At 73.4% G+C, this 14,901-nt stretch carries 13 protein-coding genes and 1 tRNA gene; 7 read left to right on the top strand and 7 right to left on the bottom strand.

The window, feature by feature from the left end:
- Nucleotides 1-175: 175 nt before the first annotated feature.
- Genes Cch01nite_RS01355 through Cch01nite_RS01365 form a run of 3 tightly spaced genes read left to right on the top strand, consistent with a single transcriptional unit; the run spans nt 176 to nt 3,704 of the window.
- Nucleotides 176-1,288, top strand: coding sequence for an acyl-CoA dehydrogenase family protein (locus tag Cch01nite_RS01355; RefSeq protein ID WP_203747573.1), 1,113 nt, complete (start codon nt 176-178; stop codon nt 1,286-1,288).
- A 59-nt stretch (nt 1,289-1,347) separates the two neighbouring features.
- Nucleotides 1,348-2,415 (top strand): LLM class flavin-dependent oxidoreductase, encoded by a 1,068-nt coding sequence (locus Cch01nite_RS01360; RefSeq protein WP_203747576.1) that lies wholly within the window; start codon nt 1,348-1,350, stop codon nt 2,413-2,415.
- Complete coding sequence (locus Cch01nite_RS01365) at nt 2,412-3,704, top strand: MFS transporter (RefSeq protein ID WP_203747579.1); 1,293 nt, start codon at nt 2,412-2,414, stop codon at nt 3,702-3,704. The genes Cch01nite_RS01360 and Cch01nite_RS01365 overlap by 4 nt, the downstream gene beginning before the upstream one ends.
- Here Cch01nite_RS01365 and Cch01nite_RS01370 read toward each other — a convergent pair.
- From Cch01nite_RS01370 to Cch01nite_RS01380, 3 genes are all read right to left on the bottom strand, one after another.
- The gene (locus tag Cch01nite_RS01370; protein ID WP_203747583.1) at nt 3,617-4,879 is read right to left on the bottom strand and encodes an acyl-CoA dehydrogenase family protein; all 1,263 of its coding nucleotides are present in this window, start codon (nt 4,877-4,879) and stop codon (nt 3,617-3,619) included. The two genes, Cch01nite_RS01365 and Cch01nite_RS01370, sit on opposite strands and share 88 nt — an antisense overlap.
- A gap of 58 nt (nt 4,880-4,937) precedes the next feature.
- A complete protein-coding gene (locus Cch01nite_RS01375; RefSeq protein WP_203747586.1) occupies nt 4,938-5,414 on the bottom strand; it encodes an RrF2 family transcriptional regulator in 477 nt (158 codons plus the stop codon).
- 153 nt (nt 5,415-5,567) lie between these two features.
- Nucleotides 5,568-5,649: transfer RNA gene (locus Cch01nite_RS01380), tRNA-Tyr, on the bottom strand.
- 183 nt (nt 5,650-5,832) lie between these two features.
- Here Cch01nite_RS01380 and Cch01nite_RS01385 point away from each other — a divergent pair.
- Entirely contained in the window at nt 5,833-6,336 is a 504-nt protein-coding gene (locus Cch01nite_RS01385) for a YajQ family cyclic di-GMP-binding protein (protein WP_203747588.1), read from the top strand.
- Between the two features lie 125 nt (nt 6,337-6,461).
- Here the strand turns inward: Cch01nite_RS01385 and Cch01nite_RS01390 are convergent, their stop codons facing one another.
- A complete protein-coding gene (locus Cch01nite_RS01390; RefSeq protein ID WP_203747590.1) occupies nt 6,462-7,625 on the bottom strand; it encodes an FAD-dependent oxidoreductase in 1,164 nt (387 codons plus the stop codon).
- A 145-nt stretch (nt 7,626-7,770) separates the two neighbouring features.
- Entirely contained in the window at nt 7,771-8,655 is an 885-nt protein-coding gene (htpX, locus tag Cch01nite_RS01395; protein WP_203747592.1) for a zinc metalloprotease HtpX, read from the bottom strand.
- A 106-nt stretch (nt 8,656-8,761) separates the two neighbouring features.
- Between htpX and Cch01nite_RS01400 the strand changes: the two genes are divergently transcribed.
- From Cch01nite_RS01400 to Cch01nite_RS01410, 3 genes are read left to right on the top strand one after another with little or no spacing between them, the layout of a single operon-like run.
- Nucleotides 8,762-9,610 (top strand): ABC transporter substrate-binding protein, encoded by an 849-nt coding sequence (locus tag Cch01nite_RS01400; RefSeq protein ID WP_239069714.1) that lies wholly within the window; start codon nt 8,762-8,764, stop codon nt 9,608-9,610.
- A complete protein-coding gene (locus tag Cch01nite_RS01405; RefSeq protein WP_239069715.1) occupies nt 9,607-10,473 on the top strand; it encodes an amino acid ABC transporter permease in 867 nt (288 codons plus the stop codon). The genes Cch01nite_RS01400 and Cch01nite_RS01405 overlap by 4 nt, the downstream gene beginning before the upstream one ends.
- Before the next feature lie 23 nt (nt 10,474-10,496).
- Entirely contained in the window at nt 10,497-11,249 is a 753-nt protein-coding gene (locus Cch01nite_RS01410; protein ID WP_203748111.1) for an amino acid ABC transporter ATP-binding protein, read from the top strand.
- A gap of 102 nt (nt 11,250-11,351) precedes the next feature.
- On the opposite strand, the gene Cch01nite_RS01415 is transcribed toward Cch01nite_RS01410, so the two are convergent.
- Nucleotides 11,352-12,728 (bottom strand): FAD-dependent oxidoreductase, encoded by a 1,377-nt coding sequence (locus Cch01nite_RS01415; protein ID WP_203747598.1) that lies wholly within the window; start codon nt 12,726-12,728, stop codon nt 11,352-11,354.
- 278 nt (nt 12,729-13,006) lie between these two features.
- Nucleotides 13,007-14,875, bottom strand: a complete 1,869-nt coding sequence (locus Cch01nite_RS01420) for a carbohydrate-binding module family 20 domain-containing protein (RefSeq protein ID WP_239069720.1) — start codon at nt 14,873-14,875, stop codon at nt 13,007-13,009.
- Nucleotides 14,876-14,901 lie beyond the last annotated feature (26 nt).

Consider the following 14,901-nt stretch of genomic DNA (forward strand, 5'->3'; position numbering starts at 1 on the left):
GTCCTGTCTGGAGGGGTCGTCCGGTGGCCGTCCGGAGGGGTCGTCCGGCGGGGCACGGAGAGTGACAGGAAATGTGGAGTATGTCTATCGGCTTTAGTACGGTGTCCCGACATGCGGGCGGAGCCGTTCGACGGATGGACGGGCCGCGGGGCGACCAGCGGGGGGACACCAGGCGATGGCTGTATCAAGCACGGAAACGACGGCGCCGGCCGACGACGTCGACGCCGCGGACGCGCACCCGCTGGTGGTCCGGGTCCGCCGGTACGCCGACGAGGTCCTGCGACCGACGGCCCTGCGGACCGACCGCGAGGGCGTCACGGCGCAGCGGGTCGACGAGCTCGCCGCGCTCGGCCTGCTCCACCACCTGGCACCGGCCCGGTACGGCGGGCTCGCCGTCGACCGAGCCACGGACCGGCGGCTGCACGAGATCGTCGCCGGTGCCTGCTTCAACACGTGGCTCGTCTGGGCGCAGCACGCCCCGCTCGCCGGCCGGCTGGCCGACCCCCTCACGCAGGACCGGCCTCTGCCCGAGATCGCCGAGCGCGTCCTGCGCGGCGAGGTCCTGCTCGGCGCGGGGATCAGCGACGTACGCCGCTTCCCCGAGCACTACGTCGCGGCCACCCGGGTCCCCGGCGGCTGGACGTTCAGCGGGACGATCTCCTGGGTGAGCGGCTGGGGCCTCAGCTCGGCGCTCACCGTCGCCGCCGTGGAGCGCCGCACCGAGCAGGTCGTCACCGCGCTCGTCGTCGTCGGCGAGCGCACCCGGGTCGCGGCACCGCTGACCCTGGCCGCCGTCGGCGGCAGCCGGACCGAGCGCGTCCTGCTCGACGACGTGTTCGTGCCCGACGACCACGTGCTCTCGACGAAGTCCCTCGAGCAGACCCGGTTCGAGGACCTCGGCACCGCCAGCGACGCGCGCAGCCACCACTTCGGTCTCGCCGCCACCGTGCTCGACGAGCTGGAGCGCTCACCGCACGCCCTCGCGCACGCCGTCGCGGACACGTGGCGGCCGCGGGTCGCCGAGATCCGCGCCCGGGCGTACGCGCTGACCGACGAGGCGGCCGCCGCCGGCGGTGGCCGCCACCGCCTCGACGAGCGGCTCGCCACGAAGGTCGCCAGCGGCGACGCGCTCACCACGCTCACCCGGGCCCTCGTCGTCGCCCGCTCGGGCCGCGGCCTGGCCGACGACGACACCGCCCAGCTGCACGCCCGGTCGGCCCTGTTCGTGCTGGTGCAGGGGCAGAGCGCCGACGTCCGGCACGCGCAGCTCGCCCACCTGGCCCGTTGACCGGCCCGTCGACCGGCCCGTTGACCGGCCCGTCGACCCACACCACCGAAGGACGACCCGTGAGCAACCCCGAGTTCCTCTGGTACATCCCCAACCAGGTCACCCCCGGGCACCGCGGCGAGCCCGTGTCCGCGGACCACAACAGCCTCCGCACGCTCACCGAGCAGGCCGTCGCGCTCGAGGACCACGGCTGGACCGGTGCGCTGCTCGGCACCGGCTGGGGACGGCCCGACACGTTCACGGTCGCCGCCGCGCTGGCCGCCCGCACCACCACCTTCGAGCCGCTCGTCGCGGTCCGGCCCGGCTACTGGCGGCCCGCGAACTTCGCGTCCGCCGCCGCCACGCTGGACCACCTCACCGGCGGCCGCGTCCGCGTGAACGTCGTGTCCGGCAAGGACGACCTCGGCGCCTACGGCGACAGCGAGGGCGACCAGGCGCAGCGCTACGACCGCACGCAGGAGTTCCTCCAGCTCGTCCGACGTCTCTGGACGCAGGAGCACGTCGACTACGCGGGCGAGCACTTCCAGGTCACCGGGTCGACCGTCGTCCCGCGCATCGAGCCGCGCGACGGGCGGCCGCATCCGACCCTCTACTTCGGCGGTGCGTCCGAGGCGGCCGAGCGGGTCGCGGCCGCCGAGGCCGACGTCCAGCTGTTCTGGGGCGAGCCGCTCGCCGGAGTGCAGGAGCGCATCGAGCGGCTCCGGGCCCTGAGCGACGAGCTCGGCCGCGAGCACGCCCCGCTGCAGTTCGGGCTGCGGGTGACCACGTTCGTGCGGGACACCACCGACGAGGCGTGGACCGACGCCGAGGCGAGGGTCGCGGAGATGGCCCGCTCCCAGGGTGGTCATCCGCGGGACCGGCACCGCGGGACGGCCGTCGGGCAGCGGCGACTGCTCGACCTCGCCGCGCAGGGCGAGGTGCTCGACGACAACCTGTACACGACGCCCGGCCGGTTCGGCGGCGGCGGCGCGGGGACCACGTGGCTGGTCGGCTCCGCGCAGGACGTCGCGAAGTCGCTGCGCCGGTACCAGGACCTCGGCATCACCCACTTCGTGCTCTCCGACACCCCGTACCTGCGGGAGATCCGGCGCCAGGGCGACGAGCTGCTGCCCTTGCTGCGCGGATGAGCGCTCCGGCACCGACCACCGCCCGCCCGGAGCAGCAGGACGAGCACCGCTGGCGGCGGCTCGTCCTCGTCCTCGCGGTCACGCAGACCGTCGGCTACGGCGCTCTCATCCAGTCGTTCACGGTGCTGCTCGTGCCCATCGCGGACGACCTGGGCGTGAGCCGTTCAGCCGTGACGCTCGCCGCGACGATCTCGACGCTCGTCGGCGCGGCGGCCGCCCTCCCGGTCGGGTCGCTGCTCGACCGCTACGGCGGTCGCACCCTCATGACGACGGGCTCGGCCGTGGGCGTCGTCGCGGTGCTGCTCTGGTCCCGGGCCGGGTCGCTGACGGGCCTGTACCTCGCGTTCACGCTCGTCGGCCTGGCGCTGGCGATGTCGACGTACGAGGCGGCGTTCGCGGTGCTCGTGGTCGCCACCGAGCACCGGCACCGCGACGGCGCGATCGTCGTGCTCACGATGATCACGGGGCTCGCCACGAGCTTCTACTACCCGCTCACCGGCTGGCTCGACGGGCTGCTCGGCTGGCGCACGGCCCTCCTGGTGCTGGCCGGCACGCTCGCGCTCGTCGCGGTCCCCGTGCACCTGTGGGCCGTGCCGGGGCGGGCCGCCCACTCGCTGCGCGCCACCGCTCGCAGCGGGGCGCCCGTCGGCGGCGCACTGCGCAGCCCCCGGTTCTGGCTGCTGCTCGTCGCGTTCGTCGCGCAGGCCGGTGCCACGTCGGCGTTCCTGCTGCTCATGGTCACGTACTTCCGGGACGTCGGGTTCAGCCCGGCGACGGCCTCCGCGCTCCCGCTGGCGGTCGGCACCATGCAGATCGGCTCGCGGCTCGCGCTCGCACCGCTCGCCCGCCGGTTCGGCATGGCGACGGTCACGGCGGTGTCGTTCGCCGTCCAGGGTGCGTCGCTGCTCGTCCTGCCGCTCGCGGGCACGTCCCTCCCGCTGACGCTCGCGTGCGTCGGCGGGTTCGGGCTCGGCTACGGCATCAGCGTCGTGGCGCGGCCGTCGATCGTCGCCGACACGTTCGGGGTCGCGCGCTTCGCGAGCATCCTCGCGGTCATGACCGTGCCGATGGCGCTGTCCCGGGCGGGCGCACCGCTGGTGGGCGCGTGGATCGCCGACGAGCGGTTCGTGCTCGTCATGGGGGCCGCGTCCCTCGTGGCCGCCGCGGCCCTCGTGCCGCTCGCCCGCTCGACCCCCGTCGTTCAGCCTGCGGTCGCGGTGTCCTCCGCCGAGGCGAGCAGCGGCGGCGTGCCGTTCAGGAGGTGGTCGCCGAGCTGGCGCTCCCGGTAGATCACCGGGTTGTGCGACGCGAGGGTGCGGATGTTGCGCCAGTGCCGGTCCAGGTGGTGGCTGCCGTCGAGCGCCGACGAGCCACCGACCTCGAAGATGTCCGTGACCGTCCGCAGCGCGAGGTCGAGGACCACGCTCTGCGCCCGGTAGGCGCTCAGCTCCGCCTCGACCTCGAGCGCGGCGGCCTCGTCGAGGGCCCGGGCGGAGCGTTCCGCGGGCGGGGTGGTCCGCACCGCGTACCGGGCGTCGGCCGCCCGGTCGAGCGCGTCCGCCGCGTCGAGCACGATCGCGCGCAGCGTCCCGGCGACCGCGTCCGCCCGGCCGACGACCTGCTGCACCAGCGGGTCGTCGGCGGCCACGGCCGCGCTCGCGTGCGGGTACGTCCGGTGCCGGCGCCGGACGAACTCCGCCACCTCGTCGGTCGCACGCCGCACGATCCCCGCCGCGGTCGCCAGGTGGGTGAGCTGCAGGTGCGCGAGCCGCCCGGCGCCACCGCCCGGCGGCGGGAAGACCCAGTCCTCGCCCTCCACCGGGGCGTCCACGAACACCGTCGTGCCGCTCGCGCTCCCCCGCTGTCCGAAGCCGGCCCAGTCGTCGATGCGCTCGACGCCCGGCGCGTCCGCCCGGACGACCGCGGTGACGAGCTCGCCGTCCTCCCGCGCTGCGGACACCGTGAGGTAGTCGGCGTACAGCGCGCCGGTGCTGTAGTACTTCGTGCCGTTCAGGACGAGGCGACCACCCTCGCGGCGCAGCGTCGTGGCCGGCTTGCGGAACTCCCCGGTGCGCTCGCTGACCGCGGTGCCGACGACCGCGCCGTCCGCGATCCGTCGCAGCCACTGCTGCGCCCGGGCCTCGTCGCGTCGCGCCCAGTGGTCCTCCGTGGTGCGGAAGTGGATCCGCAGCGCGTGGGGCAGGTTGGAGTCCGCGGCGGCGAGCTCGACGGTGAGCAGGAAGAGCTGGCGCAGGCTGGCTCCGTCGCCACCGAGCTCGCGCGGGACGCGGGCCGCGGTGTACCCCGCGTCGCGCAGCCAGCCGGACTCCTCCAGGGCCAGGCGGCCCGACGCCTCACGCTCGAGCGTGCCCTGCGCGATCCGGGCGAACACCGGCCGGTACCTCGCGAGCAGCTCCGCGTCGCTCACGCGACCGGCGACCTCGACGGGCTGGGTGAGGGTCATGCGCCAATAGCCTACCGATTGAGTCGGCTTTATCGCCGCTCGTCTGGATCGTGGACGATCAGCTCGCCCACGACGGCACCGCACGCGGCTCCCGCGCACCGGGCGCATCCCGCATCCGCGCCACCGGGGCGGGCAGCCGACCCGTCAAGGCGTGCTGCAGCGTCGTCCCGTCGAGCACCAGACGCAGGCTCGAGCGCACCGCGACCCACACGTCCGGGAGGTGCTCCGCGACCCCCGGGTACTCGACCTCGTCCGGCCGCAGCCCGTGCACCTGCCCCAGCGGCCCGTCCACGGCGCGGATGATCGACCCGAGCGTGACGTCCGACGCCGGCCGCGTCAGCACGTACCCGCCGGACGAGCCCCGGTGCGCCCGGACCAGCCCGGCGCGGCGCAGGTCCGCCAGGATCGACACGACGAACGTGCGCGGCAGGCCCTGCCCGCCCGCGATGGTGTCCGCCGTGACGACGTCGGGCTCCCGCTGGGCGATCTCCAGGGCGGCCCGGATCGCGTAGTCGGACTTGGCCGAGATGTGCATGGTGCCCTCTCCAGGTCGCCGGGCGCGGCGCCCCGGGGGCGGGCGGCGGCGGCCGTCGGCCGACCTGCGCCCACCCTAGGCAGCAGGACGCGCTCCTCGCGAGAAACGCACGAGAGCCCGGACCGCGAAGGTCCGGGCTCTCGTCGTGCAGTGTGGCGGGTGAGGGATTCGAACCCCCGTAGGCGTTGCCAGCTGATTTACAGTCAGCCCCCTTTGGCCACTCGGGTAACCCGCCAGGGTCTGCCCGCCGTCACCGTCGACCCGGAGGCCGACACCGCGAGCGGCGTGCGGGTGGAAGGATAGCAAGCCGCGGGCAGTGCTCGCGAAACGGCCCGAGATGCAGCACGGTGGGGTGCGGCCCGACGAGGGCCACCCCGCAGGAGATGACCCGGCGAGACCGGGCGGCAGGAGGAGACACATGGCGAGCGAGTCGTCGTTCGACGTCGTCAGCAAGGTCGACCGGCAGGAGGTCGACAACGCGCTCAACCAGGCGGCGAAGGAGATCGCCCAGCGGTACGACTTCAAGGGGGTCGGCGCGTCGATCACCTGGAGCGGCGAGAAGATCCTCATGGTCGCCAACTCCTCCGAGCGCGTGCTCGCGGTGCTCGACGTGTTCCAGTCCAAGCTCATCAAGCGCGGCATCTCGCTCAAGTCGCTCGACACCGGCGAGGACGGCCCCGAGCCGAAGCCGTCGGGCAAGGAGTACCGCCTCGAGGCGCTCATCAAGGAGGGCCTGAGCAGCGAGATCGCCAAGAAGCTCGCCAAGATCGTGCGCGACGAGGGCCCCAAGGGCGTCAAGACGCAGATCCAGGGCGACGAGCTGCGGGTCTCCGCGAAGAGCCGCGACGAGCTCCAGACCACCATCGCACTGCTCAAGGGTGCCGACGTCGACGCGGCCCTGCAGTTCGTCAACTACCGCTGACCCGGTCCTGCGCCGGGCCCACCGCCCGGCGCAGGACCCCGCCGGGGTGCCACCCGGCAGGTCCTCCGTCAGACCGTCGGCCCGGTCCTCTGAGGCGGCCCGCCCTCTGGGGCGGCCCGGACCGCTCAGGCGGTCGGGACCAGGGCGGTGAGGGCGAACGGCGCCCGGTCGAACGCCTCCGGGTCGTCGTAGAGCCGGGCGAACCCCAGGGCGTCCTCCGCGAGCGTCGCCAGCACGTGCCCCGTCCCCGGGGCGAACGCGACGCCGTGGACGCCCATCCCGACGCCGACGACGACGCGGCCGAGCCGGTCCAGGACGATCGGGCCGTCGTGCCGGGTCGCCACCGGGACGGGCTGCTCGGACAGCGTGACGCCCGGGAGCCACGCCGCCACGTACTCGTCGAGGACCACGCGATCCAGGTCCTCGGTCCGGCTCACCACCGTGAGCGACCCGTCCGGCGCGTGGTAGCCGCGGACACCGTCCGTCGGGTAGCCGTCGTCGGGGCCGAGCGAGCCGCGGGCGGCGCCGTGCGCGGCGGCGTCGACGCGGTGGACGAAGGCGGGCCCCTGGTCCCTCGGGTGCGACTCCGTGCTCGTCCCCTGCGACCGGTGGTCCTGGACGGCCCGGCTCGCGGGCAGGGTCACGACCTCGCCGAGCAGCCCGGCGGACGCCGGTCCCGCCGTGACGACGACCGCCCCGGCCTCGATCGTCGAGACCTGGTCCCACGCGTGCGGGTCGGCGGCGCCGGCCCGTGCCACGTGCACGCGGACGCCGTCGTCACCCCGCTCGACGCGCACCGCACGCGTGCCCCGGCGGATCTCCGCGCCGTGCAGCGCCGCCTGCTCCTGGAGCGTGAGGATCGTCCGGCCGGCGTCGGCCACGCCTGCGACGGGCTGCACGACGACCCGGTCGTCGAACGCCAGCCACGGCCACCGGAGGGCCGCCTCCGGCCCGGTGAGGTACTCGAACGGGATGTCGGAGACGAGGAGGGTCTCGACGAGCGGCCGCAGGGCCTCGACGGGCCCGTGCTCGACGCAGCCGGTCAGGGTGAGGAGCTCGGCGCCGGACTCCTGCTCGAGGATCTGCCACCACTGGTGCGCCAGGAGCGCGAGCCGCGTGCGGTCGGGGTCGGCGTGCCCGAGCCGGACGAGGTCGAAGCCGGTCTCCGCGAGCGACGTCCGCTCCTCCACGAGCACCACCGTGTGCCCGCTGCGGGCCAGGGCCCAGGCCGTCGCGGAGCCCGTGGCCCCACCTCCGACCACCGCGACGTCGTACCGGTCCTGGGCCACAGCGCCTCCTCGACGCGAGCGGGCACCGCGCCCCCTCGCGGCCAGCAAGCCTAGGGTTCCGTCCGGAATGTGACGGTTCGATCTCATCGGATGAGCGTGGAGATTCGGTGAGAGTTACCTCATCCGCAGCCCTCTCACCCCACGCTCAGTAGCGGGTGATGCCGCCCTGCTGGCCCGCCTGGGCCTTGAGCCGGGAGATCCGCTCCTGCATCGGCGGGTGCGTCGAGAACAGCTTGGCGACGCCCTGGCCGCGGAACGGATTCGCGATCATCAGGTGCGAGACGTTGGTGAGCTCGCGGTCCTGCGGAAGCGGGCGGGCCTTCGTGCCGGCCTCGAGCTTGCGCAGCGCCGAGGCGAGCGCGAGCGGGTCGTTCGTCAGGCGCGCGCCGTCCTCGTCGGCGTCGTACTCCCGGGTCCGGCTGATGGCCAGCTGGATCAGGGTCGACGCGAGCGGCGCGAGGAACACCAGCAGGAGCCCGGCGATCGGGTTGCCGCCGCGGTCGCGGTCGTTGCCGCCGCCGAAGAACAGCGCGAACTGCGCCAGCGACGTGATGACGCCCGCGACCGCCGCCGCGAGCGACGACGTGAGGATGTCCCGGTTGTAGACGTGCATGAGCTCGTGCCCCAGGACGCCGCGCAGCTCGCGCTCGTCGAGCAGCTGCAGGATGCCCTCCGTGCAGCACACCGCGGCGTTCTGCGGGTTGCGCCCGGTGGCGAACGCGTTCGGCGCGGCCGTCGGCGAGACGTACAGCCGAGGCATCGGCTGCCGGGCCGCCGTCGAGAGCTCGCGCACGATCCGGTACATCACCGGCTGCTCGAGCTCGCTCACCGGCCGGGCGCGCATCGCCTTGATGGCGATCTTGTCCGAGTTCCAGAACGAGAAAGCCGTCATGACCAGGCCGAGGACCGTGAAGAACAGCAGGAACTTGGGCGTGCCGCCGCCGAGCAGCCAGCCGACGGCGAGCAGCACCGCCCACATGGCGCCGAACAGCGCCGCCGTCTTCAGGCCGTTGTAGTGCTGGTGACCCATGGTTCTTCTCTCTCCTCGCAGTCCTGCACCCGTGGAACGCACGCCGTCACGGACCGGTTCCCTCGTATCCTTGCCCCACCTTCCGCCCCACACCCCGGAGGACCCCGTGCGCCGCGCTCGCTGGACCGCTCTCGCCGCCGTGGCCGCCGCTGCCGCCCTCGCGCTCGCCGCGTGCGCGCCGACGGACGACGCAGGCTCGGACGCCACCCCCTCGGACGGCACGCTGACGACCGTCACGCCCGGTGTGCTGACGGTCGCGACGTCCGACCCCGCCTACGAGCCGTGGGTCGTCGACGACGACCCGACCACCGGGAAGGGCTTCGAGGCGGCGGTCGCGTACGCCGTCGCCGAGCAGCTGGGCTTCGACAAGGAGCACGTCACCTGGGAGGTGGCGAGCTTCGAGCAGATCATCGCCCCCGGGGCGAAGACCTTCGACATCGCGATCAACCAGGTGTCGATCAGCGACGAGCGCAAGGCGAACCTCGACTTCTCCTCGCCGTACTACGAGACCGCGCAGGCGGTCGTGACGCTCGAGGGCACGGCCGGCGAGACCGCGAAGTCCCTCGCCGCCCTCCAGGGGCTCAGGATCGGCGCGATGGTCGGCACGACCAGCCTCACCGCCGCGCAGGACACCATCGACCCGGCCACGCCGGTCTCCGTGTTCAACGACAACGACCAGGCCAAGCAGGCCCTGACGTCGGGGCTCGTCGACGCGATCGTCGTCGACCTGCCCACCGCGCTCTACCTCACGAGCGCGGAGCTGGACGGCGGGATCCTCGTCGGGCAGCTCCCGGACAGCGCGGGCGGCGACCAGTTCGGCCTCGTGCTCGACAAGGGCAGCGCCCTCACCGGGCCCGTCACGGAGGCCGTCGACGCGCTGCGCGCCAACGGCACGCTCGCGAAGCTCGAGGCGACGTGGCTCACCGACGCCGCGGGTGCGCCGGTCCTGAAGTGAGCTGGGCGCCCTCCGAGCGCCAGCAGGAGCGGGACGCCTACCGTCGCAGCCGCGCGCACCGCTCGACACTCGTCGCCGCCGTCTCCACGGTCGCGCTCGTCGCCGTGGCCGTCCTCGCGCTCACGTCCTCGCCCGGGTGGCCGCGCGTCAAGGCGTCGTTCTTCGACTGGGACGTCGCGACGGCGTCGTTCCCGGCGATCCTCGACGGGCTGTGGCTGAACATCCGGGTCATGGCCGTCAGCGCGGTGTTCATCCTGGTCCTCGCCCTCCTCCTCGCGCTCGCGCGCACCCTGCACGGACCGGTGTTCTTCCCGGTGCGCGCGCTCGCCACCGGGTACGTCGACGTGTTCCGGGGCCTGCCGCTGATCCTCGTCCTGCTGCTCGTCGGCTTCGGCCTGCCGGGCCTGCGGCTGCAGGGCATCCCCACGTCGGCCGTCGTGCTGGGCGGGATCGCGCTCGTGCTCACCTACTCCGCGTACGTGGCGGAGGTGTTCCGGGCCGGGATCGAGTCGGTGCACCCGTCGCAGATGGCCGCGGCCCGCTCGCTGGGCCTCACCCGGGCGCAGGCGATGCGGCACGTCGTGCTCCCCCAGGCCGTCCGGCGCGTGGTCCCGCCGCTGCTCAACGACCTGGTCGCGCTGTCGAAGGACTCCGGGCTCATCTCGATCCTCGGCGCGATCGACGCCGTCCGGGCCGCGCAGATCGAGACCGCGCGGTACGCGAACTTCACGCCGTACGTCGTCGCCGGCGTGCTCTTCGTCGCGCTCACCATCCCGCTGACCCGCTTCACCGACCGGTTCGCCCGACGGTCCGGCTGGCTGGGGGCGCAGAGCGCGCTGGCCGGCGGCGGGGCGATGCGATGACCCCGGGACGCGTGCGCGACCCCATGCCGGGGTCGTTGCCGAGCTCCCCGCTGCTGTCCGTCCGTGGCGTCCGCAAGGCGTTCGGCGAGCACGTCGTGCTCGACGACCTGTCGCTCGACGTGCACGCGCACCAGGTCGTCGTGCTCATCGGCGCGTCCGGCTCGGGCAAGTCCACGCTGCTGCGCTGCATCGACCTGCTCGAGGACGTCGACGACGGGGTGATCGAGCTCGAGGGCCAGGACATCACCGACCCCCGGCTCGACGCCGACACGGTCCGCGCCCGCATCGGCATGGTGTTCCAGGCGTACAACCTCTTCCCCCACCTGCGCGTGCTCGACAACCTCACCCTCGCGCCGCGGCTCGTGCACGGCACCGGCCGCGACCAGGCCCGGGCCGAGGCGATGGCGGTGCTCGACCGCGTCGGGCTGGCCGACCGCGCCACGGCGTTCCCGGACGAGCTGTCCGGCGGGCAGCAGCAGCGTGTCGCGATCGCCCGCGCGCTCGTCGGCAGGCCCGCCGTCATGCTGCTCGACGAGGTGACGAGCGCGCTCGACCCGGAGCTCGTCGGCGAGGTGCTGCAGCTGCTGGCCGAGCTCAAGCAGACCGGCCTCACGATGGTCGTCGCGACCCACGAGATGGGCTTCGCGCGCGAGGTCGCCGACGAGGTGTGCTTCCTGCACGAGGGGCGGGTGCACGAGCGCGGCACGCCCGCCCAGGTGCTCGGCGACCCCCGGCAGGAGCGCACGCGGGAGTTCCTGCGCCGCATCACGGGCTGAGCCGGGTCACCGGATCGGGCCGGGGACGACGGATCGAGCCAGGGGACGACGGAGCCCGCCCGGCGTGGTCGCCGAGCGGGCCCCCGTCGGTTCGTCGTCGGGTCAGGCCTCGCGGCCCAGCGCCACGGCGACCATGTCCTCGCGCGGGACGACCTTGATGCGCTCGCGGCCGTGGGGCTCGCCGAGCTCCCTCTCGTACGCGTCGAGCAGCTCCCAGCCCGACCACTGGACGACCTCGACGCCACGTCCGACGAGGAAGTCCGTCACGGCCGACGGGTCACGGTCGGTGGCCGTGTAGAACGCGTCACCGGCCTCCGCGACGTCCTCACCGAGGTGGCGGATGGTCTCCGACGCGTCCGACTTGGTGTGGCCGATGAGGCCGACGGGCCCGCGCTTGATCCAGCCCGTCGCGTACACGCCGGGGATGTGGTCGCCGTCCACGTCGAGGACACGGCCCTCGCGGTTGGGGATCACGCCCGCGACGTCGTCGAACGGGATGTCGACGAGCGGCGAGCCGAAGTACCCGACCGCGCGGTAGACGGCCGTGACGGGCCAGTCCTCGGTCTGCCCGGTGCCGGAGACGTTGCCGTCGCCGTTGAGCACCGTGCGCTCGGTGCGCAGGCCGACGACCTTGCCGTCCTCGCCGAGCAGCTCGACGGGCTTGTGCAGGAAGTGCAGGTGGATGCGGCGGCTGGCGGTGAGGTCCTCGGGCTCCTTGAGCGTCCAGTCCGTGAGGGTCTTGACGACCTGCTTGGTCTGGTTCGAGGAGTGGATCGCGGCCATCGAGCCCTCGTCGAACTCGAAGTCCTCGGGGTACACGATGACGTCGACGTCGGGCACGTGGCCGAGCTCGCGCAGCTCCAGCGGGGAGAACTTCACCTGCGCCGGGCCGCGGCGGGCGAACACGTGGACGTCGCTCACCGGGTTCTGCTTGAGCACGTCGTACACGTTGGCGGGGACGTCCGTGGGCAGCAGGTCGTCGGCGTGCTTGGCGAGGATGCGCGCGACGTCGAGCGCGACGTTGCCGGCGCCGAGGACGGCGACGTGCTGGTGCTCGAGCGGCCACGTGCGGGGCACGTCCGGGTGCCCGTCGTACCACGACACGAAGTCGGCGGCGCCGTAGGAGCCGTCGAGGTCGATGCCCGGGACGGGCAGCGCGGCGTCGCGGATCGAGCCCGTGGAGAAGATGACCGCGTCGTAGAACTGGCGCAGGTCGTCCAGCTTGAGGTCCGTGCCGTAGTCGACGTTCGCGAGCAGCCGGATGTCGCCGCGCTCGAGCACCTTGTGCAGCGCGACGATGATCTGCTTGATGCGCGGGTGGTCGGGCGCGACCCCGTACCGCACGAGGCCGAACGGCGCCGGGAGGCGCTCGAACAGGTCGATGCTGACGTCGAGGTCGGTCTTCGACAGGATGTCGGCCGCGTAGATGCCGGCCGGTCCGGCGCCGACGACGGCGACGCGCAAGGTCGGGGTGCTCACGGGACGCGGTGCCTTCCGATCAGGGGAGCCCTGCTGGCGGGTGCGTCCTCGGCCGCGGTTCTCGCGGGCCTTCCGGACGGCACGGCAGGGCTGTGCTCGGCCCAGTGTAGGGCGGCAGATGAGGGGATCCTCAGCCCGTCGCCAGCATCTGGACACACGTGAGACGGCTCCGGCGGGGGCCCAGGGGTGGCGCCGCACACCTCCACGCGCTCGACGCCACCCCGTCCGTGGGCCCGGGTGGCGCCGGGTCCGACGACCCGGCGCCACCTCGTGGCGGCCTAGCTGCGCCAGGTGTCGGTCAGGGTGAGCACACCGCTCGCCGGCACCGTGACGGTCCGGTTGGCACCGGACTCCCAGGTCACCGCCCCGTTCGACTCCTTGCGCACGTACTTGTACTGGACGACCGTCCCCGCGGGGAGCGTCACCGACGCGCGCCAGACGGGGTAGGTGGCCGACGAGAGCGGGACCGCGTTCGCGGGCGCCCAGCCGCCCAGCTCCGGACGGTCTCCGACCACGAAGACGTTCTGCCCCCACACGGTCGTGGCGTTCACCCCGAAGGACACCTGCGACGCCGTCGTCGGCGTCGGGGTGGGCGACGGCGTGGGCGACCCGGTCCCGCCCGCGAGCTGCCCGACGTGCAGCGCGACGGCGCCGTTCGCCGGGACCGTGAACGTCGCCGCGCCCCCGGAGGCCACGGTGACGACCGTCCCGGAGCACCCGCCCGACGTCGCCGCGCCGCTGATGACGTCGCAGTAGCGGCCGGCGGGCAGCGACGTCTGGAACGTGCGCTGCAGCGCGGAGCCGTCACGGTTGATCACCACGTACCCCTTGTCGCCGCGGCCGTAGGCGAGCCTGCCGCCGTCGCTCCACACGTTCGTCAGCGCCGCCGTGCCCACCGTGTTCCGGAAGCCGACCATGTGCGCGGTCTCGTTCCACCGGTGCGCGCACGTCCACGTGCCCTGCCCGCACACGGCGTCGTCGACCTCGCCGCTGCCCTGCTGCGGCGGCCCGGCGTCGTTGGTGCTGAACGCGTACCCGGAGTACACCGTCGGCCAGCCGTACGGGTAGCTCAGCTGGAAGACGTTCGCGAGCCGATAGTCCGTGGTGTTCTTGTAGCTCAGGGTCTCGCCGTTGCGCTCGGTGTCGTGGTTGTCGACGAACACCGCGGCCCTGTCGGTCGGCAGCAGCCAGGACTGGTCCTTGAGCCCGGCGAGCGAGGACAGGTTGCCGCTCTGGAAGACCGACTTGAGGGTGCGGGACCAGGTGAACTCGTTGGAGTCGCCGGAGCCGAGGTACTCGGAGGGCTGGATCGGCTCGCCGGCGCCGGCGATGACCTCGTGCTCGACGTACACGCTCTGGTCGGTCAGCTTCGCCTTGATCGCCTCGAGGTCGGTCGCCGCGATGTGCTTGGACGCGTCCACCCGGAAGCCGCGGACGCCGAGGGAGATGAGGTCGTTGAGGTAGTTCGCGATCTCCTGGCGGACGTACTCCGCGCCCGTGTCGAGATCCTGGAGGTTGACCAGCCGGCAGTTCTGCACCTGCCAGCGGTCGTTGTAGCTGCTGATGTTCGTGCGGCACGAGTGGAAGTCCTGCGGGCCGTACCCGCCCTCCGGGCCGGGGTAGTGCTCCTCGGTGAACACCGTGCCGGCCCAGCCGGTGCCCGAGGTCTGGCCGGACATGTGGTTGACCACGACGTCGGCGATGACGGAGACGCCGGCGGCGCGGCAGGTGTCGATCATCGCCTTGTACTCGGCGCGGGTGCCGAGCTTGGACTCGATCTTGTAGCTGACGGGCTGGTACGAGGTCCACCACTGGCCGGCCAGGACGACGTGCTCGTTCGGCGGCGACGTCTGCACGAAGCCGTAGCCGGCGGGGCCGAGCACGGTCGTGCACTCGCTCGCGATCGAGTTCCACGTCCACTGGAACAGGTTCGCCGCCGGCCGCATCGTGGCGGGCGCGGCGTCGGCACGTGGGGCGGCGGCCAGGCTCGTCGCGGCGAGCCCGGTCAGCGTCAGGACGACGGCGAGCAGGGCGCAGAGCGCCGCCCGGCGCGGAGGGTGCTGGGTCGGATGGTGGGTCGGATGGTGGGTCGGATGCTGGGTCGGGTGGTGCTGGGTCGGGTGGTGCTGGGTCGGGTGGTGGGACACGTCGTGCACTCCTCGCGGCAAGGCCC

This window comes from Cellulomonas chitinilytica, assembly GCF_016862675.1.
Lineage (GTDB): Bacteria > Actinomycetota > Actinomycetes > Actinomycetales > Cellulomonadaceae > Cellulomonas > Cellulomonas chitinilytica.